We start from the raw sequence: 23,120 nt of genomic DNA, 5'->3' as shown, positions 1-23,120 counted from the left end.
ATCGCACCTTTTCAAAGTGTCATATCCTTCAAAGGATGATACTATTCTGCAAATTCGCGGCGATCAGGACACGAATAGTAGGACGATATGCGGATCATTCAGGAACGGATCACGAATCCACAGGGATATAGCTGGGGTTATTTTCACTATGTCTGGGATGATTTTCGCTGCAACTGGCACCAGCACCCCGAATATGAAATGACCCTGACGCTCAACGCCAAAGGATCGCGGTTGATTGGCGATCATCGGCAGACGTTTGACGGGCTGGATTTCGCCATGGTCGGCCCCAACCTGCCCCATCTTTGGGAATGCAAACGCATTGATCCGTCCCGCCCGATCGAGGTTTATGTGCTTTGGCTGTCGCAGGAATGGGTCGAAAACCTCACGCGGGATTTTGTTGAATTTGCCGATTTTCACGAATTGTTTGCCCGTGCGCGCCGCGGTCTTTCCTTTCGCGATGAAACCGTGGAACAGGTTCGGGAAATCTGCCCGCATCTTGATGATGCCAAACCGCGGCGGCGCTTTATCCTGATGATCGAACTGCTTGAAGCCCTGCTTGCCGGGATCGACAAACCGCTGGCATCGGCCAATTTTGGCGGCGAAGCCGGGAAGAATAGCGAATCTATCCGGGTGGATCGCTCACTGGCCTTCATTCATGCCCATTACGCCGAACCGCTTCGGGTTTCATCGCTTGCCGATGTGGCAGGGGTCAGTGAAAGCAGTTTTTACCGGCTGTTCAAACGCTATACCGGGCGCAGTGTTGTCGAATATCTGAACGAATACCGGATTTCGCGGGCCTGCGTGCAGCTATCGCGCACCGATCTTCCGATCTATCAGATCGCCGAAAATAACGGCTTTAGCAATCTGTCTAACTTCAACCGGCGTTTTCGCCAGTATCGCGGAAAATCAGCCAGCGACTATCGCGAAAACATTCGCATTCATGGCCAGTTCCCCGATCACCCACCGATGCCCGATGCCCGCATCGGCGCCGTTCCGGCCCGCCCGCTGCCAAGCGAGGTCGACGGTGTCCCGGACCGCCGCACAGCCATTCCGGCATCCGCCGCAGAATAGGTCCTGCGAAGCAATACGGAACATCTGGAATGCGACGATGTTCCATTTTGCGTTCTCCTATGGCCCACCCCCTTGAAGACTCGCGTAAAGCCTTTGTTTTCTGCGGGTTTCATTCGACCTGACACACAGTGTTCACCATCGATGTTCTCATTTTCAGCAGTAAAAAGAGAACATCGAGAACAAATAAATTTCATTTAAAAACATCAACTTAACAATTTAATCGGCCTTTGTTCTAATTTTGTTCTTGTGAGAACAAAACGGGATCAGTATGGTTTCTTCAGACAGATTGAGGAGGACATCGCCATGATGAAGTTGCTTGAAAATCCGAACCGCCTAAACGAGCTTTGCAGCACGGTCGCCGTGGTCGGAAGCACCGGATTTTTCCTGTTCGTGATTGGACTGGGAATGGCGCAAACCCTTCGCGGTCTGATCTGATCAAAGCTCATACCTTTTACGAGACCCGGATGGACTTCCCATCCAGGGTGACGACCGGCAGGCAACCCCGCACCCATACCCTGTCCCGTCTGTCGGTCGTCCCTCTTCCATCGGTCCGGGTCACGTAAATTGTAACCTGCATATTACTTTCGTTATTCCGCGCTACTTGACGCTGCTGTTTCCCCGACAGCAGCGTTTTTCTTTGATTGGTTCTTTCGGACCTCGAGTCCCGCAGATACTATACCATTGCATAGATCAGGACGGATTTACCTCATCTTTCAGGGAAAAACTATTATTGCAACGCAACAACTTACGCTGCATTGCAAAATTTCACTCGACAGCACCCCGAATGTTGGTTTGAATCAAGGTGAAAAACGAAAGTTTGGAAATTCATCATACTTTTAGGCTATTGATTGAAACCTGAAGTATCGTAGGATTCTGATGAATTGCAGGATTTCTGTTTATCGTGATTTTGCGGTGTCTTAGCCCGCAATCAGCTGAACCCCGGATGGTCACCCGCAAAAAACGGCCGGACGCGGGTTCGGAACTTACGAAAATCAGAAGGCCTGCCCACCGGAAATCCTTTCGGAAAAATGCAGCCGGGGACCAACACGGTCGATGCACCCCACCACCGAACCTTTGCATCGCCGGGGAGTGAGAGATTAATGCTGTACCATCTCTATGAACTGCAGCACGCCACCATCAGTCCATTGCGGATGGCGGCAGATGCCAGCAAGAAGTGGCTGCGCAATCCGGTCAACCCGCTTGCCTATACCCATCAGGGCCGCGCGGCGGCCGCCGCGTTTGATGTGTTCACCCATATCACGCATCGTTATGGCAAGCCTGAATTTGGCCTTGATACCACGATCATCAATGGTGAAACCGTTGCCGTGACCGAGGAAATCGTTCACAGCGAACCGTTCTGCAATCTTTTGCATTTCAAACGCGAAACCGATCACCTTAAAAATCAGCCCGACGATCCGCGGCTTCTGATCGTGGCCCCGCTGTCAGGTCACTTCTCGACGCTTCTGCGCGGCACGGTCGAGGCATTACTGCCCGATCACGATGTTTACATCACCGACTGGATCGATGCGCGCACGGTGCCGGTGCATCTGGGTCATTTCGACCTTGATAGCTATATCGACTATGTCATGCAGTTCCTGCGCAAGCTGGGCCCTAATACGCATCTGATGGCAGTGTGCCAGCCATCCGTTCCGGTGGTTGCCGCCGTATCGCTAATGGCAGCAGGTAACGAGCCGTGCCAGCCGGCATCGATGACCCTGATGGGCGGCCCGGTCGATACGCGTGAAAACCCGACCGAGGTCAACAATTTCGCCAAACAGCACAGTCTGGACTGGTTTGAACGCCATGTCATTTCGCATGTACCGCTGCCCCATGCCGGTGTGATGCGCCGCGTTTATCCTGGCTTCATGCAGTTGGCCGGGTTCATGAGCATGAATTGGGACAAGCACGTTTCCGCCCACCACGAGATGTTCACCCATCTTGTCGAAGGCGACGGCGAAAGTGCCGATGCCAAGCGCAATTTCTATCATGAATATCTGGCAGTGATGGATATGAGTGCCGAGTTCTATCTTCAGACGCTGAAAGCCGTGTTCCACGAACATCAGCTGCCCGAAGGGACGATGCGCTGGCAGGGAGTTCCGGTTGAACCGTCCGCCATCACCAAGACCGCCCTTCTGACGGTCGAAGGTGAACGCGACGATATCACCGGCATGGGACAAACTCGTGCCGCGCACAAGCTTTGCAGCAATCTGCCCGATAATATGCGCATGCATCACATCCAGAAGGGCGTTGGTCATTACGGCGTGTTTAACGGTCGTCGCTGGCGCGAACAGATCAGCCCGCGGATCAAGGATTTCATCCGCCGCCACGACCAGCAGGGCAAAGGCCGCCAAAGCGCGCCCGACATGACCCGGATCGAAGCCGCCGAATAGGCAGCGCCCCGATCCTCGGATGAATAGAACACTCAAAAGCCGCCCTTATCCGGGGCGGCTTTTGGCTTTGATGCCTGAGACGGGGGATATGGGGATGTGTTCACGCCCCGATCATCAGTCAGCTTGACGTCAAAAGCGCGGCTGAATCCGGCCATTGACGATTTCGCCACCATAGGTCCCGTCGCCATAGGCATATTGTTCAACCGGATGCAGTGTATCGACCAGATGCTGATAGACCGCAGACGCCGATGCTTCCCATGCACTGATCGATCCGATCACGACAGGATACGCCCCACCATCCAGCAATCCGATTGCCGTATCGATATCGTCATTGGTCACCGCGTTATTCCCATCACGCAGTGGCAGATGCACACCGATGACCTCATTGTTCTTGATTGCCATGATCCCGATGCACGATGAAAAGCCGGTAAACATGATCTGAGCCGCTTTGCCCCATTCCCGTTCGGCGATGGCTTCGGTATCGGCGGCCTGGCTAAAAACATATGGCATTGGATTGTCCCGGATTTGCGAAAGATAAAGGATAACTGACGCATCTGAGACGGGTGTAATCCGTTACTGTGACAATCCATAAACCAACACGGTTTTGCCTACGTAAAACAGACAGGATAGAAAACCAGATCGGGGATCAGATCATGTCGATACCACCCGCCCCCAAACTGCAAAGTTTTGATGCTGCCAGCATCGCAATTGTAATCGGGGCAACCGGCGGCATCGGCCGGGCCTTTGTGAAACATCTTCGCGATTGTGGCCGGTTCGATGGTGTGATCGAACTATCGCGCAGCACCCAGCCAGCCATTGATTTTGCCGATCCCGGCAGCATCGAAAATGCCGCCGCCTTTGTTCGTGATAAGGCATCTGCCAAGAACCAATCCGTTCGCCTGATCATCGATGCCACCGGTTATCTGCATGACGAGGTATTTCAGCCGGAAAAATCATTGCGCCAGATTGATGCCGATTACATGGCGAAATCGTTTCTGATCAACGCCATTGGCCCGGCTTTGCTGATGAAGCATTTCACGCCGTTATTGCCGCGCGACGGCAAATCGGTATTTGCCACCCTGTCGGCAAAGGTCGGTAGCATCGGCGATAATCGGATGGGCGGCTGGTACGGTTATCGTGCCGCAAAGGCCGCATTGAACCAGTTGGTCAAATGCACCGCCATCGAACTTGCACGCAGCAAACGCAATGCCATCTGCGTCGCCCTGCATCCTGGCACGGTTGATACCGGCCTTTCGGGCCCGTTTGCCAAATCGGGGCTCAATGTACAAAGCCCCGATTTGGCAACGGCCAATATGTTGATGGTGATTGACGGGCTGCAACCATCACAAAGCGGCGGTTTCTTTGCCTATGATGGTAGCGAATTACCTTGGTAAAGCTGCAAAAACATCAATCAAACAGCCCCTTCAACAAGGTGTGCTGTAACAGAATCACCGTTTTGGCATCCCTGATGCGACCATCCGCGATCATGGCCAGTGCGTCCTTGAAGGGCACTTCAAGCACGTGGATATCCTCGCCCTCTTCATGCAAGCCGCCGCCCTCGCCCGCACGGTGGTTGCTTGTGACTTCGGCCACGAACAGGTGCAGACGTTCGGTAACCGAACCGGGGCTCATGAACAGATCAAACACCTTTTGCGGTTTGCCGATCTTGTAGCCGGTTTCTTCTTCGACTTCGGCAACCACGGCGGATGCCGGATCGCGGTCGTCAAGCAAACCCGCCGGAACTTCGATCAGCATGCCGTTTTCATGGCCGTTCACGAAGGATGGCAGACGAAATTGCCGTGTCAGAACCACGGTGCCAGCCCCGCGATTATAAAGCAGGATGCCCGCCCCGTTGCCCCGGTCATAGGCTTCGCGTTGCTGATGCTGCCATTCGCCGTTGCTGCGGCGCAGATCAAAGCTGACGCGGTACAGGTGATACCAGTTGTCCGACAGGCATTCGATGTTCTGAACGCGGATATCGTCGTTTTCCGGCAAGTTCCAACCTTTGGGAAGCTCTGTCATGTCAAAATATCCGTTAGCGGTTCAGAAATGCCGACAGGGTCAGCAATACCGCATCGGGTTTTTCGGCATGAACCCAATGGCCTGCGCCCTTGATGCTGGTAAAGGCCGCCTTGGGAAATAGCGACTTGATGTGATCGCGGTCCTTGGGATCGACATAATGCGAATTGGCCCCGGATATGAACAGCACATCGCGATCAAAACTGCCATTGGCCGTTTCGGGCCAGCCGGTGATGTCGGAGAGGTGGTTTGCCATGGCATCGATATTGACCTGCCATGACATTTTGCCGGTTTCCTTGTCGGTTGCGACATTCTGCGCAAGGAACTGACGCACGCCCTTTTCCGAAACGCCACGGACAAGTGCATCTTCGACTTCGGCGCGCCGCGATACTGCATCGAAATCCACCGACTTCATGGCACTGATATAGTCGGTATAGTCATGGTCATAGGTCACAGGCGCAATATCAACCACAACCAGATCGGCCACCAGATCGGCATCCTGTGACAGCGTCAGCACCATTGATGCCTTACCCCCCATCGAATGTCCGATCAGGTGAACCGGACCATTGGCAACATCCCGGATCAGCTCAGCGATGTCCGATGCCATCGCCGCGTAGGTCATGTTCGCATCCCACTCAGACCGGCCATGATTGCGCAGATCGGCGGTAATCACATGATATTTTTCCGCCAGACGCCGCGCGATGGCGGTCCAGTTACGCGCCTGCCCGAACAGCCCGTGCAGGATCACAAGCGTGCCATTGTCACGGTTCTCTTCGCCAAAGGCATAATGGGCAAGTTTCATCAGGCACGCTCCGCAATCAGGTTATCTGGTTATTCCCTTTAATAGCGGGACCGGACGGTGGCGTGAAGCCCTGTGGTGGGGATGGAATCAAAACACCCCCGCATGGGAGGAATGCGGGGGTGTTTTTTGGGTCATTCGACCCGGTATTCATCGCCAAGCGTTAAGCTTAGGCACCAGCCGGACGGCCACCCGGAAGGCGGTTACCGCCAAACAGGGAAGCAATTTTGCGGGCCAAAGTAACAACGGCTTTGCGGATCGCCTGAGCACGGAGTTTTTCGGCTTCGCGCTGCAGCGTGGTCAGATCGTAATCACCATAACGACGCATGGCTTTATCCTTTCCATAACAGGCGGAGCTATGTGCGCTCCGGTTTCGCGTTGATTTGTTCTGAAGCCGGTGTACGCCTGTTTATTCGATCCGACGAGACGAGTTTTTTCACCTCACCCATGCATTTGACGCATATCCAGACACAAGTCCGTCATAATCATTTCATGCGAAAGACGCATGATTGTCTCATGACAAATAAACCATTCAACTTGAACGAAATTTTCCCCGACCCGTTTTACACAGTTCAAACACAATCCGAACAGGCCGGATCAATTAGACCTCTATCCTTTGCATATAAAGGGATTGAGGCAGATCAAACAGGGCGATTTCGATGCTTAAAGCGGGGTCTTAAATGGCAATTTGCCGACAAATCGGTTTTAAATTGCAGACTCGATTCCTGGAATCGCGCACCGTTCAATTTTGCATGGCTGATTAAGAAATCGGAGAACGGCAATAGTGGTGCGCATAATTGCCGTTATGCGATCTTCAAATTATCTTACGAAAGTCAGCGAATATTCGCGGGTTCAACCCAGTGCATAATTCAGATATTTGGGTTCAAGATATTCTTCCAGCCCCCAATGACCGCCTTCGCGGCCCTGTCCGCTTTCCTTCACGCCGCCAAATGGTGCACCTTCGTGGGACGTGGTGCCATCATTGATGCCAACCACCCCGGTTTCAAGCCCATCGGCAATCCGCTGGATACGGCCGATATCGCGACTGAAAAGATAGGATGACAGACCGGCACGTACCCGGTTGGAAAGTTCGATCACCTCGGCCTCGGTCCTGAAACGATAGACCGGTGCCACCGGGGCAAACAGTTCTTCGTTGAAGCAATCGGCGTCAAGGGGCACATCCGTTATGACAAGCGGCCGGATGAAATGGCCATCTTCGGGGCGGTCAGCACCGTAATGCAGGGTCGCGCCACGTTTTTTCGCATCATCGATCAATCGTTCAACTTTTGCCACCGCCTGACGATTGATCAGCGGGCCAATATCCGTACCGGGAATGAAGCCGTTGCCGATGGTCTGCGCATGACTTGCCGCGATGAATTTTTCGACAAAGCTTTCATAAACCCCGTCCTGCACGAAAATGCGGTTGGCACAAACGCAGGTCTGGCCGCTGTTGCGGAATTTGGAAATCATGGCCCCAGCCACAGCGGCATCGATGTCGGCATCATCCATCACGATGAAAGGCGCATTGCCGCCCAGTTCAAGCGACAGTTTCTTGACCGTCGGCGCACATTGCACCATCAGCCGTTTGCCGACCTCGGTAGAGCCGGTGAAGGACAGCATCCGTACGCGCGGATCCCCGGTCAGAGCCTCACCAATCGGCATGGGTTGGCCGGTCACAACGTTAAACACTCCGGCTGGGAAACCGGCCATTTCGGCAAGCTTGGCGGCGGCCAGTGCCGAAATCGGGGTATCTTCGGCTGGTTTGACAACAATTGTGCACCCCGCCGCCAGTGCCGGGGCACATTTGCGCACCACCATCGTCAACGGGAAGTTCCATGGCGTGATCGCCGCCACAACACCCACGGGATGCTTTTGCACAACCACGCGCCGGTCACGCTGGGTCGCGGGCATGGTTTGCCCATAAGCGCGTTTAGCTTCCTCGGCATACCATTCGGCATAGGCAATGGCGCCGACGACTTCGCGCAAGGCCTGATCATAGGGTTTACCCTGTTCAAGCGTGACCAGGGCGGCCAGATCATCCTGATACTGTTCCAGAAGGTCGCGCCAACGTTTAAGGTAACCGGATCGTTCCTTTGCCAGCATGCGCGACCATGCCGGAAACGCCGCATCGGCGGCATCAATCGCGCGCCTTGCCTCGGAAGTGCGCGTGAAGGGCACATCGCCGATAACCTTGCCAGTTGCCGGATCATACACATCAATGGCTTCGCGCGAATCAGCACGCGCCCATTCGCCATTGATGAATGCCTTATCAAGGTTCCAGTCGGCGATCAGCTTGCGGGCGCGCGATCTGCCCTCACGAATGGCGGTTTGGCTGGCATCGGGGGCGGCGTTGGACACAGCGGACATTTGGGGGCGTTTCCTTGTGCACGTCATTTACAATAATTTATTCGGTGATCACGCGGTTGTGATTCCGAATTTCGGGGCGCAATTGGGAGACTAAGCGCAGCGGCAAGTCATAGGCAACAACGCTTATGACCTTAATATAAGAATTAAAACAGCCGGGGCAGCACGCCAGTGCCCCGGATCCGTCAGAGAGTTTCGAAGAGACAACCAACGAGAGAGCCATGAAGCATATTGTGACCGCAGGTTTGATGACCGCATCCCTCGCCCTTGGTCTGGGGGCATTTGGAACTGCACAGGCCGACGAGGCAATGGATAATGAAGCCGTTCAAACCCGTCAGATGCTGATGGATGGCATCGGTGGTGCGATGGGGACACTTGGCTGCTACATGAAGGGCCAGTGCGAACTGCCCGATGGTGTGATCCGCAACCTTGCCAATGGCATTGCGTTTTCCGCCACTGCCGCCCCGGCCGCGTTCGAACCCAATACAGCCGACGCATCGGTAAAAACAACCGCCAAACCGGATGTCTGGACAAACTGGGACGATTTTTCGGGCCGTTTCCCGGAAATGAAAACCGCGGCGATGAACCTTGCGGCCGCAGCCGGTGACAAGGGCGCAATGGGTGCCGCCCTTGGCGAACTTGGCAAATCCTGCAAAGGCTGCCACGACGAATACCGTTCGAAGTAACAGATCGAAGATGCCGGGCACGAGCAAGCTCGGACATCCCCGAAAGGCCCTGTCATCCCCCCCTGCTGCCCTCCCCCGGCGGCACGACAGGAAAAACCTTTCGGGGATTTCTTTATCAGCGCGCCAGCGTGACCATCCCCCACACCGCCAGACCACAAACCACGAGAATCGCAATCCCGAGGACCGGGGAGGCAAAGCGGATTTGCAGAAAGCCGGCCGAGATGCTTTCGGGGACATTGCGTACGCCGGTGATCATTGCACCGATCAGGTTTTCGCGTTTGATCATCAGATAGAAAATCGCTGCCAGAACATGCAGTGCTACCGCGGCGTAGATCAGATTGATGTTGGTGTGGTGAATGAAATTCATCGTGCTGGCGACATCGGAACTGACATAGGCAACCAGCGGACCATCAAAGAAGAGGAAGGTATCCTCGCTGGCAAAAAGGCCGCTTATCGCCTGTATCGCCACGAGCAGGATCAGCACAATAACCATCCAGCCGCCCGCCGGATTGTGCCCTGGATAAGTCAGGTCGCGGACCGAGCCGTTTGGCAATTTGCGCATATAGCCGATCACCTTGCCTGGACCGGCAAGGAAACTGGAAAACCGTGCGTTGGAACTGCCGACAAATCCCCAGACTGTGCGAAACAGCACCAGTGCTAATACGCTGTATCCGGCAAGGGCATGGATATCAATCATGACTTCCTGATTGGACCACCAGGATGTCGCAATCGCGATCACCAATGCCCAATGGAACAGACGGACGGGAAAATCCCAAAGCCGAACGGTTTTTTGCGGTTCTGTATCATCGCTCATACTCAGGTCCCCTCTTTCTGCTTGTTGGCGGTCGCATCATGCATTTGTTTGATGATGCCCCGATCTTGGCAAAAGTGCAGGTCAAATTCCGTTTATCACAGCAAAAAATGTGGAAAATCTGCTTGTTGAGATATTTCGAGTTTGCAAATCATTATCACAAGCAGTAACAATTACCCCGAAGTATCACGGGCTATGCCCTTGGCTCACCTTCAGGGACAGATGGGAACTCCTATGAAATTCGTTAAAATTCTCGGGATGGCTGCACTGGCAACCACCCTTGGTGCACAGGCCTATGCCGCGCCGGACGCAAAAGACGTCCTGACCACCTATGCCGATATTGCACATGCCGGTTACGAAGATTCGCTCATCACCGCAAAACAGCTCCAGACCACTGTTGATGCGCTGGTGTCCAATCCGTCGCAGGCGACTTTTGATGCTGCGAAATCCGCATGGCTGGCCTCACGCGTGCCGTATCAGCAGACCGAAGTTTACCGTTTCGGCAATGCGATCGTTGATGACTGGGAAGGCAAGGTTAACGCATGGCCGCTTGACGAAGGTCTGATCGACTATGTCGAAACTGACCTTTACGGCGAAGAAAACGAAGAAAACCCGGCTTATACCGCCAATGTCGTTGCCAATCCGAGCCTGAGCATTTCCGGTGAAACCATCGATGCATCAACCATCGATGCCACACTGATCGAAAGCCTGCATGAGATTGACGACGTTGAAAGCAACGTTGCAACCGGCTACCACGCCATTGAATTCCTTCTGTGGGGTCAGGATCTGAACGGAACCGAAGCCGGTGCCGGTGCACGCGCATGGACCGACTATGCCGCAGGCGATGCCTGTACCAACGACAATTGCGACCGTCGCGGTGCGTATCTTCAGGCCGCAACCGACCTTATGGTTTCGGACCTTGAATGGATGACCGCACAGTGGGCGGATGGTGGCGAAGCACGTGCGACCGTTCTTGAAGGTGACGGCGTTCCGGGCCTGACCGCAATCGTGACCGGCATGGGCTCGCTGTCTTATGGCGAACTCGCGGGTGAGCGCACCAAGCTTGGCCTGCTGCTGCATGATCCGGAAGAAGAGCATGACTGCTTCTCGGACAACACCCACAACTCGCACTACTATGATGCGCTGGGCATCCAGAACGTTTATCTTGGCCGTTATACCCGTGTTGACGGTTCGGTCGTCGAAGGCGCATCGCTTTCGGATATGGTTGCCGCCAAGGATGAAGGCCTTGATACCGAACTGCGTGCCAAACTGGCGGCATCGGTTCTGGCCGGTAAGGCCATGGTCAGCCGCGCACAGGCAGGCGAGCATTTCGACCAGCTGATCGCAATGGACAATGAAGACGGCAATGCCGTTGTTCAGACCTTTGTCGATGCGCTTGTTGATCAGACCAAATCGATCGAACAGATCGTTGCCGCGATTGGCGTTGACGGGATCGAGTTCGAAGGGTCGGACAGCCTTGACAATCCGTCCTCGATCAATTGATCAGATACGATCCGCATTCGGGGTCATGCCCCAAATGAGTCCGACGGCGGGGGAATTTTTCTCCCGCCGTTTCGCTTTTACGATTAGAAGAATTCCATGCAGTTTCCCGCCATGCGCCTTTCCCGTTTCATGATCGCGACCGCCCTTGTTTTTGGGGCAATGACACCGGCATTTGCCGATGAAACCATACCCGCCGATGCCCTGCCGGGCGGGGCGACCACCTGGCAAAAGAAAACCGGACGAATGGCATTCACCCATCATTCGGCCAATATGACCTTTGAAAAGCGGCTTGATTTCAAGCTTGGCGAGGCCCTTTTTCAAAGGCTTTGGGTAACCGCCCCAACGCGCACCAAGGCAGCAGACGGTTTGGGGCCGCTGTTTAATTCACGGGCCTGCAACGGGTGCCATATCAGAAATGGCCGCGGCCATCCGGTTGATGAAGATGATCCGTCTGCCGGGGCGACGTCGATGTTGTTGCGCCTGTCGATCCCGCCGCAAAATGATGCGGATCGGGAATTACTGGCGTCAGGCCATGCATCCACCCTGCCCGATCCGGTTTATGGCGGCCAGTTTCAGGATTTTTCGATCCCGACCGTTCAAGCCGAAGGCAAGGTCACCGTCAGTTATGACATGCAAACCGTCGAACTAGCCGATGGTACCAGAGTCGAATTGCGCCATCCGACCTATGGCATGCGCGATCTGGCTTATGGGCCATTGCACGACGATGTGATGATATCGCCGCGCATTGCACCGCCGATGATCGGGCTTGGGCTTCTGGAAGCCATTCCCGATGAAGTACTGCTTGCGAGCGCGGATCCGGAAGATCATGACGGCGATGGCATATCGGGCCGGGTCAACCGGGTTTGGGATATTGCAAAGGATGAGCTTGCCATCGGGCGGTTTGGCTGGAAAGCCGGAATGCCAAGCCTTGATCAGCAGAACCAGAATGCATTCCAGTTCGATATCGGCCTTTCAACCCCACTATATCCCAACGGATACGGTGACTGCACCGAAGCCCAGACACTGTGCCGTGGTGCGCCGGATGGTAATGATCCGGAATTTGACAATCTGGAAGCGCACGGGCAGATCACCGACCTTGTGCTTTATTACACCCGTAACATAGCCCCGCCGATGCGACAAAACGTATCCGATCCGGAGGTGATCCCAGGGCGTGAGATTTTCAATTCAATCGGTTGCGGAGCCTGCCACACGCCAAGCTATCAATTGCCCGAACAGACTGATCTGGCGGAGCAATCCGGGCAGGTGATCTGGCCGTATAGCGACCTGTTATTGCACGATATGGGGGCCGGGCTTGCCGACAACCGGCCTGAAGCCGATGCCAGCGGAACGGAATGGCGCACCCCGCCCCTTTGGGGATTGGGCCGCGCAAAGGAAATTGATCCACGTGCCGGATACCTGCATGACGGGCGGGCGCGCAACATTCTGGAAGCCATATTGTGGCACGGGGGAGAGGCAAAACCCGCGCGTGACGCCGTCACATTCTTGCCATCATCGGATCGCAGCAAGTTGATCGCGTTTTTGAATTCTTTATAAGCGTTATTTTATAAGCCTTACTGTTCGGGGGATATCATGCCTTTCCTGTTTCGCACTCGCAAAGCCGCCCTTTTGGGGGCATCTGCCTTGCTGACGGTGGGGCTGGCACCGCCCGGCGCGCGCGCCGATATCCCCGATGAAAATTACCGCCCGGTGCTTGAACATCTTCTGGGTGAGGTCATGCCACCCAAGCTTGATGCGCTGTATGACGCCACAACAAACCTGTCCGATGAAATGGATGATTTCTGTGCCGAGCCCGATCAGGATGGCCTTGACGAAGTACGCGAAGATTTCCATGCGGCCATGGATATCTGGCAGGAAGTGCAGCCTTGGCGCATGGGACCGCTGATTGCCAATGGCCGTGATCAGCATATCGAATACTGGCCTGACAAACATGGTACGGCGACAAGGCAGTTCCGCAAACTGATGTTTGATAAGCCCGCAATCTATACCGACGGGGAGAAAATCGCCGAAACCAGTGCTGCGTTGCAGGGGTTCCCGGCGCTTGAGCAGGTTCTCTTTGATGACAAGCTGTCACCCAAGCTTCTGGACGATGACGAGGATGGCGTGTTCCTGTGCGGTTATGGTGGGGCCGTCGGCGCCAATCTGGCACGCATGACCGGTGAACTGGTCGATGAATGGCCGGCATTTGCCCAAGGCATGATCGAAGCCGGCCCTGATAGTATGGATTACCCGGATGCCAAATTTGCCGCGACCGACCTTTATCGTGCGCTTCACGAAGGACTTCTGATCATTGTCAGTCAGAAACTTGGCCGACCGCTTGGCGACGGACCGAAGGATGGCAAAGCCAGCCGCGCCGAAAGCCCGACTTCCGAACGATCCCTGCGCAACATTGCCCATAACCTGACCGGGCTGTTTGCGATTTATGACGGCAAGTGGGGCGATACCGGCGAAGAAGGCAAAGGCCTTTCGGCCCTGATTGATAGCAGCCTTCTGGATCGATCCTTCCGGCTGAACTGGCAGGCCATGTCAGACGGACTTGATCAGTTGCCTGCCTCGATTGTCGAGTTGCTTGATCAGCCCGATGGCTATCAGAAACTATCAGATTTCGCCGATCAGGTCAGTTTCGTGAATACGCTGGTTGAGGGCGACGTTGGCGGTACGACGCAATTGGGCGGCGGTTTTAACGCGCTTGATGGCGACTAGGCGAACAGGAGTTCAAAAAGTGAAACATCAACGACGCGAGTTTTTGAAACTCATGGGTGTTGGCGGGGCCTTTACCCTGTTGCCGGTTGGCATTGGGCGTGCGGCGAGCGCCCCCGCGATGGAAGACCGGGCACATTATATTTCCGCAAGTGCCGGGGATCATGATGACTTTTACGTCAGCGCGTTCAACGCCAATGGCAAAATCCTGTTCGAACAGGCCCTGCCCGGCCGGGGTCACGACCTTGGCCTGCGCCCAAACCATGTCGATGTGGCCGCAGTTGAACGCCGACCGGGTCTCTATGGCCTGATCCTTGATCGCCATAGCGGCGAGGTCCGCGCCAAACTGCATTGCCCGGAAGACCGCCGGTTTTATGGCCACGCGGTTTATTCCAATGATGGCCGGTTCCTTTATATCACCGAGAATGATTTCAACCATGCCCGCGGGGTTGTTTCCGTCTGGGATGCCGAAGACGGGTATCGCCGCATTGCCGAATTTGACAGTTTTGGCACCGGCCCGCACGAATTGCACCTGATGCCGGACGGTGAAAGCCTTGTGATCGCCAATGGTGGCTTGCACACCCATCCGGACTTTGACGGACGCACAGCCCTTAATATCGACAGTATGGAACCGAACCTGTCGATCATTGATCGGCATACCGGCAAGCTGATCCATCAGGCGGCCCTCAAAGCCGACTGGCATCAATTATCCATCCGCCATCTTGATGTCGCATCCAATGGGACAATTGCGGCGGGCTTCCAGTATCAGGGGGAACTGACCGATCAGGTGCCGCTGGTCGGGTTGTGGCAGCCGGGTAGCGAAATCCGCCCGATCGAGGCCCCGGACAATGTCCAGCTGCGCATGCGGCAATATTGCGGATCGGTGCGCTTTGACGCATCGGGACAGGTATTTGGCATTTCCTGCCCACGCGGCGGATTGATCACATTCTGGGATGCCAAAACATCGGGCTTCCTGACCCATATCGCCGCCCCGGATGGCTGCGGGCTTGCCGCGACAGATGTTGCGGGTCAGTTCGTTGGCACCAGCGGCCTTGGTACCGGATGGCGCATGGATGCGATTCGCCGAAAACGCGTCGAATTACCCGACGATTCGCTTAAATCGCTTCATTGGGACAATCATCTGCGGCGTATTTCCATCTAGATATCGTCATTTAACCCGACCTGAAAGGCCGCACAGATCGTGCGGCCTTTTTGGCATTTTCGGCCTGAAATCCGCAGAAAACCGCGGCATTAACCAACCATTTTAGTCGGGATATAAACACCCTAAATCTCTCAACCAAAAATTTTATGCAAATGCGAACGATTTTCACTTGCGCAGTCATTTTTCCTGACCTATAAGGGGTCTCGACACAGCCCGCGAATGCAACCCATTCGCACTTGTCCCCAAAAGGCTTGTCTCTCACCTGCGGGTCTCTCTCCCCGCAGGCCTCTCAAGGTGGAACAGCGGTGGTTATCGATGCGGGAAACGATAACCGCCGCTTTCTCTTTTCAGCACAAAGAAACCGGCATTCTTCCACGCAAAGATATTGTGTGCGGACGGATAAGTAATCAGACGCTGTGGGATAGTTTATCGCCAGCGGATTTCAGTGCGTCGCGATACTGCGCATAGTTTTTGCGGGCATCATCCTTTGGCGCGACAATACATACCGTTGCAACACAGACGCCGTTCTGATCGCGGATCGGGGCGGCGAAGCAATGGGTGAAGGTGTCAACGATGCTATCAAAGGAAAAGAATCCGTCTTTTGCCGCCTGCCGGATTTCGGCGATATAGGCATCAAAATCGGTATGGCTGCCATCGGGCAGAACAAAATCGTTTGCCGGAATCAGATCGCGGATTTCATCATCGGAAAAATGGCCCAGCAACAGCCGACCCGATGCCGTCCACGGGATCGGGGTGCGTTCGCCAACATTTGCACTGATGCGGAACGGACGGCTGCCTTCGCGTTGAAGGGCGACGGTGTATTTATTGCCGTCCAGCATGCAGAACTGCGATGTTTCCTTGGTCGTGGCGGTGATTTCATCCAGCACGACACCGGCTTCGCGGGTCAGATCGAAATATTCGCGATAGGCCAGCCCAAGGAAATAGACACGACGCCCAAGGAACACCGATCCGTTGGCATCGGTGACCTCGAGCATGCCATGTTCCAGTAGAACGCTGATCAGATCATAGATCGTAGAGGTCGGCGCGCCGAGCGCCTGAGCGATCTCGGCAGGCCGTTGCGAGACTTTGACAGAGCGCAAATGATCAAGAATATCAAACGCCCGATCAATGCCGCGCGCCCGTTTCCGTATTTGCCCTTCTTTCATAAGTCCCCTCTTCGCTGGCGATCAGTTCTTTGGATAGAGGTTCTTATGCCTTGCGAAAGGCAATGCAGTCGACCTCGACCTTGCAATCCACCACCATTGAAGACTGAACGCAAGCGCGCGCAGGCGGATGGTCTCCGAAATATTCCTGAAAGACGCCGTTGAAGCTCCAGAAATCGCGCGCATCATCAAGCCAGACGCCGATGCGCATGATATCGCTTGCGCCATACCCGGCATCCTCGACGATTTTCAGCATGTTTTCGATAGCAATGCGGGACTGTTCGACAATCCCGTTTCCAACGACTTCGCCATCACGCATCGGCGTTTGTCCGGACACGTAAAGCCATCCGTCAGCTTCCGTAGCCTTTGCAAAAGGCAGTGCCTTCTGACCATTGCCTTTTGCTTCACCGACACCGTGTCTTTTGATGGTCATTCAATATCTCCTGGTCTTCAATCACATTTCAGAATTTGCAAGAAAGCCCCGCAACCGGTCTGTTTCCGGCGCGCCGAAAATCTGTTCGGGGGGACCTTCTTCGTGGATACGGCCGTGATGCATGAACACGACCTTGCTTGAAACATCGCGGGCAAAGCGCATTTCATGGGTGACAAGCAGCATGGTCATGCCGTCATCGGCAAGATCGCGGACAACGGCCAGAACTTCCTTGACCAGTTCCGGATCAAGGGCGGATGTCACTTCGTCAAACAGCATGATGCGCGGGTTCATCGCAATCGCGCGCGCAATCGCGACACGCTGCTGCTGTCCGCCGGACAACTGACCGGGGAAATGATCGCGCCGTTCAATCATGCCGACCCGTTCAAGCCATTTTTCGGCAATGGCATAGGCTTCGTCCTTTGCCATTTTCTTGGTCTTGGTCAGACCCAGCATGACATTGCGAATGGCGGTCATATGCGGGAACAGGTTGAACTGCTGAAACGCCATGCCGGTCATGGCGCGTTGACGCGCAATATGACGTTCGGAAAGACGGCGACGCTCACCACCTTCGTGTCTGTAGCCGATGGCTTCGCCGTCCAGTTCGATGGAACCGCGTTCGAAATCTTCAAGCAGGTTCACGCAGCGCAACAGGGTTGTCTTGCCCGAACCCGATGATCCGATCAGCGAGACGACATCACCCTTTTGCATGGTCATATCGATGCCCTTGAGGACTTCGAGATCGCCAAAGCTTTTGTGAAGGTCGGTAATTGTCAGAATGGGGGACATGGCTGCCTCATTATGGGATCGAGATGCGGCGTTCGACAGCACGGCCGGCCTGTTCGATCAGGAAGTTCAGAATGAAATAGACGAAACCCACGAACAGATAGAATTCGAGGCTGAGATAGGTCCGCGAAATGACCTGCTGGGTTGCCAGCAGCAATTCAACCACACCAATGATCGAAAGCAGCGTCGATGCCTTGACGATTTCGGTCGCGGTATTGACCCAGGTTGGCAATATCTGACGTAGGGCCTGGGGCAGCAGGACATAGGCAAAGGTCTGCCCGAAAGTCAGCCCGATTGATTTGGCGGCTTCGGTCTGCCCGGCCGGGATCGCCTTTAGCGCACCACGGACAATTTCACCAACATGCGACGAACAGAACATCGTCAGCGCAAGCACACCAGCCTGAAACGCACTGAGATCCAGGCCAACAACAGAAAGAATATAAAAACAGGCAAGAATCAGAACGAAGACCGGAGTTCCGCGCAGGAAGTCGATATAGACGCGCACCCCGAACCGGGTCGGCTTGTTGCCATATGTCATCGCCAGACCGACGAAAACGCCAAGGAACGTTCCAAGCAGCACGGACGCGACGGAAATGAGAACCGTATCGCCAAGCCCGGCCAACAGGTTCATCCGGGCGTTCCACAATTCTGTCAGGAAAGGAGAAAAATTCATGTGAAAGCCTTTCAGCGCGGAACCGCAAGTCGTTGTTCAAGCTGGCGCAGGAACCACGCGATGACATAGCAGGCCACCACGTAAATCAGTGACGCAACCATCCATGTTTCAATCACACGGAAGCTTTCGACATTGATCTTGCGCGCATAAAACGTCAGTTCGGGAACCGCGATGGCGGCCGCAAGCGACGTGTCCTTGAACAGCGAAATGAAATTGTTCGAAAGCGACGGCAACACATTGCGCAACATCACCGGAATGATGATGTGGATTTTGATTTTCAGTTCCGTCAGACCGATGGCAAGCCCGGCTTCGCGCAGGCCCTTTGGCAATGCCACAAGGCCCGAACGGAAAACTTCGGCCAGATAGGCACCGGCATAAATCGACAGCGTGAAAATGAAGGACGGTATTTTATCAAGCGCAATGCCAAGCTGAGGCAATGCGAAATAGCAAAACAGGATCAGAACAAGGATCGGAGTATTGCGGATCGCAGAGACATAAGCCACTGCGATCCAGCGTAAAACCCGATGACGGGACAGCATCCCGAAAGCCGCCAGAAGTCCGATCCCGCAACCGATTGCAATCGAAACAAGGGCAAGGGACAAGCCAAGGCCAAGCCCTTGCGCCAGCAGTTCCCAATTGCGCCAGATGACGCTGAAATTGAAATCGTAGTTCAAAGCGGTTCTTCCCGGATGCTGCTGGGTTATTTGTATTCGACGGGGAAGCCGATCTGCGGCACCGACAGTTCGGTACCAAACCAGGTTTTGAAACTGTCGGCGTAGAACGGGAATTCAACACCGGTCATGCCTTCGTGCAGAACCGTGTTTACAAAGTTCAGCCAACGCTGATCGCCGGGCTTTACACCACAGGAATAGCTTTGCGGGTTCCAGCCATATCCGGCGTCATGATAACGGCCCGGGTTTTTGACCATGAACCAGCGCAGTGCCGACTGATCGGTTGCGGCGGCATCGGCACGCCCGGAATTAAGCGCCTGATACATCAGATCCACGCTGTCATACTGGTCAACTTCTGCCTCTGGCAGGGCGGCGTGAACCATTTCCTCGGCATAGACGTTCTGAAGAACGGCAACGGTGACGTCGGACCCGGCAGCCTTGAGCGCTTCGTAATCGGCGTAGTCGCCACCTTCCATCTGCAACAGACCAACGCCTTCACGGTAATAGGGGATCGTGAATTCGATCTGCTGGGCGCGTTCGGCGGTCACCGTCATGAACTGGCAGGCCAGATCGACCTTGTCGGTCACAAGGTTCGGAATGCGGGCATCGCCGGACTGCTGGACATATTCAATCTTGTCGGGATCGCCAAACAGGGCCTTGGCAACAAGGCGGCCCATATCAACGTCAAAGCCCTTGAGCTTGTTATCCGAGTCAATGAAGTGCCATGGCGGGTTGGTGGAGCCGGTCCCCAAAATCAGGTAACCGCGGTCAAGGACCTGCTGGAGCTTGCTGGCTTCCTGTGCAATGGCCGATCCGGCAGTTGCGGTCATAAGAGCCGCGACTGCGATTGTCTTTAAGAAGGTCATGTTTGTCTCCGCTGATGAAAAGAGCCAACCGTTTTTGATGAGTCCCGGTTTTTCCGTTATACCGGAATTAATATCGTTATTACGGATTTAACTTGAAACCAAAATCTAGCCATGTCAATTCGCTTTTGCGAAACCCGCAGTTTCCCTTGGTTTTCTAAGTGTAGTGATTTTGTTGCCCGGACCCTCCGGTCAGGGGATTTTCGTGGATGCCATGACCTGCACGTCCTGTAAAAACAGGCCGTTTTCCGCATATTTCTGCGCAAAATGAAGGTCACGCACACAGGGCAGATCGGGAGTCGCGGCATGGAAGGTAGCAAAAAGAAATCGGCCGCTATCACGAGATGCAATAGCGGCCGACTTTCGATAATTTTCTGGAGTAGCTTGCCCGGCTGAGGGATCAGCGGTTGCGCAGCGCGATCAGCAGACGAAGACTGTTAAGCGTCACCAGAACGGTTGCGCCGGTATCGGCCATCACCGCCAGCCAAAGTCCCGTCAGACCGGTGATACTGGTGACCAGAAAGACGGCCTTGAGCCCCAGTGCCAGTGCGATGTTTTCGCGGATCACGCGACGTGTGGTTCGGGACAGTTTCACCAGATTAACGACATCCGAAAGCCGGTCCTTGACCGCCACCGCATCGGCGGCCTCAAGCGCAATATCCGTACCCCCGCCAATTGCGATGCCAACATCGGCCGATTTCAGCGCCGGGGCATCATTGATGCCGTCGCCCACCATGGCAATCGGCCCCTTTCGCACCGGATCATTGCGCAATTCGGCCAGCACGTTCAGCTTGTCTTCGGGCAGAAGCTGCGCCCGGTAATCAATGCCAAGTTCACCAGCCATACGTTTGGCGACACGTTCGGCATCGCCGGTCAGCATCACGGGACTGATACCCAAAGTGTTCAGTTTGCCAAGTGCATCCTTTGCATCGGCGCGTGCGATATCGCGCAACGCAAGCGCGCCAATGACATCGCCATCACGCAGGACGACAACGGCCGTGCTACCGGCGTCTTCCTGTGCGGCGAGCCAGTCGGCAACTTCGGCAGCCGGTTTGATATCAAGGCGTTTGGCCGCCCCGACACGATAAAGCGTGCCATCAATCCGGGCTTCGACCCCGGCACCGGCGATGGTTCGCGCATCGGTGATTTCCGGCAGATCAAGTTTCTTGTCCGTCGCCGCATTGACCACCGCCTTTGCCAGCGGGTGGGAGGTCACGGTTTCAAGGGCGGCGGCAATGGCAAGCAGCCGGTCCTCGTACATATCATCCACCGACATCATTGCCGTCAGCTTCGGCTTGCCTTCGGTCAGCGTGCCAGTTTTATCAAACGCCATGGTGCGTACGGCCCCGATGGCCTCAAGTGCTGCACCGCCTTTAACCAGCAGGCCGATCCTGGATGCACGGGCAAGGGCCGATGTCACCGCCGCCGGTGTGGAGATCACCAAGGCACAGGGGCAGCCGATCAGAAGCAGGGCCAGCCCGCGATAGATCCATTCTTCCCAGCCTTGCCCGAACAGAACCGGTGGAACAACGACCGTAAGGGCCGCAAGCGCCATGATGATTGGCGTATAGATACGGGCGAATTTGGCAACGAAGCGCTCGACCGGTGCCTTGTGCTTTTCGCTTTGTTCGACCAGATCGATCACGCGATCCAGCATGGTTTGCCCGGCCCCCCGGGCCACACGCAGGTGCACCGGTCGGTCGGTAACAATGGCACCGGCAAAAACCTCGTCCCCCGGCTCGGAGGCAACCGGAACGGATTCCCCGGTCAGGTGGCTGTTATCGATTTCAGCCGAGCCGACAGTCAGGATACCATCCGCCGGGATGCGTTCGCCGGGGCGGACTTCAACGATGTCGTCAAGCGCAAGCACCGAGGGTGCAACCGTATCAAAGCCGCCACCAGATGGTGAAACCCGCCGCGCAGTCTCCGGGGCCAGTTTCATCAGCGATTTGACACCGCTGCGCGCACGGCCTGCGGCGACACCCTCGAGGCTTTCGCCAATCGCAAACAGCAGAACAACCATCCCGGCCTCAAGGCTTTCGCCAATCGCGACCGCGCCAAGCACCGCGACACTCATCAATAGTTCGATGGAAAAGAACGCCCCGCTTGCGGCCAGACGGAATGCCGATTTCATCACCGGCAATGCCGCGATGATCGAGGCAATGGACATGGCATAAGCATCGGTGACCGGAACCAGCCAGTCAACCAGCCCGCCCAGCACAAGCCAGACCGCCGCCCATGCAATTTCGTCCCCGGCTTCCGGCCAGGGGGCCAGTTTGCGCAGCAGGGATTTGTCATTCGCATCGATATCTTGCGACGCGGCATTATCCGTCGCAGCCGGATTGGCAGAGCCACAGGAGCCGCCAGCGCAGCAAGCGGCTTCGGATGATTTCCCCGCCCCCGGAATTACCTTTTCCTTTGCCGGATAACCCAGTTTGGTCAGCATGGTGCTGATATCGGAACGCGTTTCGGCACTGTCGTCGCGAAGGCCCAGCGTCACCGTTTCACGCATCATCGACACATCGACACATTGCACGCCCTCACGTTTGGAAAGCGCGGTTTCGATTTTCGCCACACAGGACCCGCAATCCATGCCCGACACGGACCAATGACGATGCGAAACGCCATCACGATGGCGGTCCAGCACATCATCAACCGTGCCCTGTTCCCTGCCACTCAGTTCGGATTGCGCGTGCAGGCCATCGGCGGCAGCAATAAAGCTTTGCCCCGGCACGGCGTCGTTCAAAGCCGCAATCAGCGATGACTTGCAGCTTTCACAATTTCCAATGGCCGGGAACTGATCCCATTTTGCGATGACGGACATTCTGGACCTCGCCAACATTCAAATTTACATTCATGCGTTATATTCAAATAACAATTCATATGTTGTGGAGTCAAGAACATTCAAACCATGATTTGAATGTTATCACACACAATGCCCGACGCCCCGAAAAAGTTGATGAATTACGCCAGCACTGCGGCCATAGTGACCACCCGATTTAAGAACCAAG

22 protein-coding genes are annotated in these 23,120 nt (G+C 55.2%); 9 read left to right on the top strand and 13 right to left on the bottom strand.

From position 1 onward, the window contains the following. Positions 1–87 precede the first annotated feature (87 nt). The 3 genes from ABIE64_RS01735 to ABIE64_RS01725 all read left to right on the top strand — a co-directional run bounded on the left by ABIE64_RS01735 (position 88) and on the right by ABIE64_RS01725 (position 3,461). Positions 88–1,071, top strand: a complete 984-nt coding sequence (locus tag ABIE64_RS01735) for a helix-turn-helix transcriptional regulator (protein ID WP_051682424.1) — start codon at positions 88–90, stop codon at positions 1,069–1,071. Positions 1,072–1,374: 303 nt separating this feature from the next. Next, positions 1,375–1,506, top strand: a complete 132-nt coding sequence (locus tag ABIE64_RS01730; RefSeq protein WP_255356831.1) for a hypothetical protein — start codon at positions 1,375–1,377, stop codon at positions 1,504–1,506. A gap of 665 nt (positions 1,507–2,171) precedes the next feature. Further along, a complete protein-coding gene (locus ABIE64_RS01725) occupies positions 2,172–3,461 on the top strand; it encodes a polyhydroxyalkanoate depolymerase (RefSeq protein ID WP_037992408.1) in 1,290 nt (429 codons plus the stop codon). Positions 3,462–3,590: 129 nt separating this feature from the next. Here ABIE64_RS01725 and ABIE64_RS01720 read toward each other — a convergent pair whose 3' ends face one another. Next, positions 3,591–3,971 (bottom strand): hypothetical protein, encoded by a 381-nt coding sequence (locus ABIE64_RS01720; protein WP_037992407.1) that lies wholly within the window; start codon positions 3,969–3,971, stop codon positions 3,591–3,593. A gap of 143 nt (positions 3,972–4,114) precedes the next feature. Here ABIE64_RS01720 and ABIE64_RS01715 point away from each other — a divergent pair, with 143 nt between their 5' ends. Beyond that, positions 4,115–4,855 carry an SDR family NAD(P)-dependent oxidoreductase gene (locus tag ABIE64_RS01715; protein ID WP_007090832.1) on the top strand — a complete coding sequence of 247 codons (741 nt, stop codon included), beginning with the start codon at positions 4,115–4,117 and terminating at the stop codon, positions 4,853–4,855. Between the two features lie 13 nt (positions 4,856–4,868). On the opposite strand, the gene ABIE64_RS01710 is transcribed toward ABIE64_RS01715, so the two are convergent. From ABIE64_RS01710 to ABIE64_RS01695, 4 genes are all read right to left on the bottom strand, one after another. Beyond that, entirely contained in the window at positions 4,869–5,483 is a 615-nt protein-coding gene (locus ABIE64_RS01710; protein WP_354376469.1) for an NUDIX domain-containing protein, read from the bottom strand. Between the two features lie 13 nt (positions 5,484–5,496). After that, complete coding sequence (locus tag ABIE64_RS01705) at positions 5,497–6,282, bottom strand: alpha/beta fold hydrolase (RefSeq protein WP_354376468.1); 786 nt, start codon at positions 6,280–6,282, stop codon at positions 5,497–5,499. A 166-nt stretch (positions 6,283–6,448) separates the two neighbouring features. Continuing rightward, positions 6,449–6,607, bottom strand: a complete 159-nt coding sequence (locus ABIE64_RS01700; protein WP_156484639.1) for an RSP_7527 family protein — start codon at positions 6,605–6,607, stop codon at positions 6,449–6,451. A 524-nt stretch (positions 6,608–7,131) separates the two neighbouring features. After that, on the bottom strand, positions 7,132–8,646 hold the full coding sequence (locus tag ABIE64_RS01695) for an NAD-dependent succinate-semialdehyde dehydrogenase (RefSeq protein WP_247643578.1): 1,515 nt from the start codon (positions 8,644–8,646) through the stop codon (positions 7,132–7,134). Between the two features lie 218 nt (positions 8,647–8,864). Between ABIE64_RS01695 and ABIE64_RS01690 the strand changes: the two genes are divergently transcribed. Further along, the gene (locus ABIE64_RS01690; protein ID WP_071240371.1) at positions 8,865–9,329 is read left to right on the top strand and encodes a c-type cytochrome; all 465 of its coding nucleotides are present in this window, start codon (positions 8,865–8,867) and stop codon (positions 9,327–9,329) included. A 115-nt stretch (positions 9,330–9,444) separates the two neighbouring features. On the opposite strand, the gene ABIE64_RS01685 is transcribed toward ABIE64_RS01690, so the two are convergent. Beyond that, positions 9,445–10,143 (bottom strand): cytochrome b/b6 domain-containing protein, encoded by a 699-nt coding sequence (locus ABIE64_RS01685; protein ID WP_354376467.1) that lies wholly within the window; start codon positions 10,141–10,143, stop codon positions 9,445–9,447. 231 nt (positions 10,144–10,374) lie between these two features. On the opposite strand from ABIE64_RS01685, the gene ABIE64_RS01680 reads away from it, so the two are divergent. The 4 genes from ABIE64_RS01680 to ABIE64_RS01665 all read left to right on the top strand — a co-directional run bounded on the left by ABIE64_RS01680 (position 10,375) and on the right by ABIE64_RS01665 (position 15,523). Beyond that, a complete protein-coding gene (locus ABIE64_RS01680) occupies positions 10,375–11,643 on the top strand; it encodes an imelysin family protein (RefSeq protein WP_354376466.1) in 1,269 nt (422 codons plus the stop codon). 96 nt (positions 11,644–11,739) lie between these two features. Further along, a complete protein-coding gene (locus ABIE64_RS01675; protein WP_354376465.1) occupies positions 11,740–13,197 on the top strand; it encodes a di-heme oxidoreductase family protein in 1,458 nt (485 codons plus the stop codon). A 36-nt stretch (positions 13,198–13,233) separates the two neighbouring features. Then, positions 13,234–14,364 (top strand): imelysin family protein, encoded by a 1,131-nt coding sequence (locus ABIE64_RS01670; RefSeq protein ID WP_354376464.1) that lies wholly within the window; start codon positions 13,234–13,236, stop codon positions 14,362–14,364. A gap of 19 nt (positions 14,365–14,383) precedes the next feature. Further along, positions 14,384–15,523, top strand: a complete 1,140-nt coding sequence (locus ABIE64_RS01665) for a DUF1513 domain-containing protein (protein WP_354376463.1) — start codon at positions 14,384–14,386, stop codon at positions 15,521–15,523. A 407-nt stretch (positions 15,524–15,930) separates the two neighbouring features. Here the strand turns inward: ABIE64_RS01665 and ABIE64_RS01660 are convergent, their stop codons facing one another. The 7 genes from ABIE64_RS01660 to ABIE64_RS01630 all read right to left on the bottom strand — a co-directional run bounded on the left by ABIE64_RS01660 (position 15,931) and on the right by ABIE64_RS01630 (position 22,933). Then, positions 15,931–16,689 carry an IclR family transcriptional regulator gene (locus tag ABIE64_RS01660; protein WP_007090816.1) on the bottom strand — a complete coding sequence of 253 codons (759 nt, stop codon included), beginning with the start codon at positions 16,687–16,689 and terminating at the stop codon, positions 15,931–15,933. A 43-nt stretch (positions 16,690–16,732) separates the two neighbouring features. Then, positions 16,733–17,119 carry a RidA family protein gene (locus tag ABIE64_RS01655; protein ID WP_007090815.1) on the bottom strand — a complete coding sequence of 129 codons (387 nt, stop codon included), beginning with the start codon at positions 17,117–17,119 and terminating at the stop codon, positions 16,733–16,735. A gap of 21 nt (positions 17,120–17,140) precedes the next feature. Next, positions 17,141–17,905: an amino acid ABC transporter ATP-binding protein gene (locus ABIE64_RS01650; protein WP_007090814.1), complete on the bottom strand. Its 765-nt coding sequence runs from the start codon at positions 17,903–17,905 to the stop codon at positions 17,141–17,143. Between the two features lie 10 nt (positions 17,906–17,915). Beyond that, complete coding sequence (locus tag ABIE64_RS01645) at positions 17,916–18,575, bottom strand: amino acid ABC transporter permease (RefSeq protein WP_354376462.1); 660 nt, start codon at positions 18,573–18,575, stop codon at positions 17,916–17,918. 11 nt (positions 18,576–18,586) lie between these two features. Further along, positions 18,587–19,249, bottom strand: a complete 663-nt coding sequence (locus ABIE64_RS01640; RefSeq protein WP_354376461.1) for an amino acid ABC transporter permease — start codon at positions 19,247–19,249, stop codon at positions 18,587–18,589. A gap of 26 nt (positions 19,250–19,275) precedes the next feature. Continuing rightward, positions 19,276–20,112: a transporter substrate-binding protein gene (locus ABIE64_RS01635; RefSeq protein WP_007090811.1), complete on the bottom strand. Its 837-nt coding sequence runs from the start codon at positions 20,110–20,112 to the stop codon at positions 19,276–19,278. A gap of 397 nt (positions 20,113–20,509) precedes the next feature. After that, positions 20,510–22,933: a heavy metal translocating P-type ATPase gene (locus ABIE64_RS01630; protein WP_354376460.1), complete on the bottom strand. Its 2,424-nt coding sequence runs from the start codon at positions 22,931–22,933 to the stop codon at positions 20,510–20,512. Positions 22,934–23,120: the final 187 nt, after the last annotated feature.

This window comes from Thalassospira sp. MBR-102 (assembly GCF_040549275.1).
GTDB classification, from domain to species: domain Bacteria; phylum Pseudomonadota; class Alphaproteobacteria; order Rhodospirillales; family Thalassospiraceae; genus Thalassospira; species Thalassospira xiamenensis.
The sequence above is the reverse complement of the archived record's forward strand: the minus strand, read 5'-3'. Positions and strand labels throughout refer to the sequence as shown.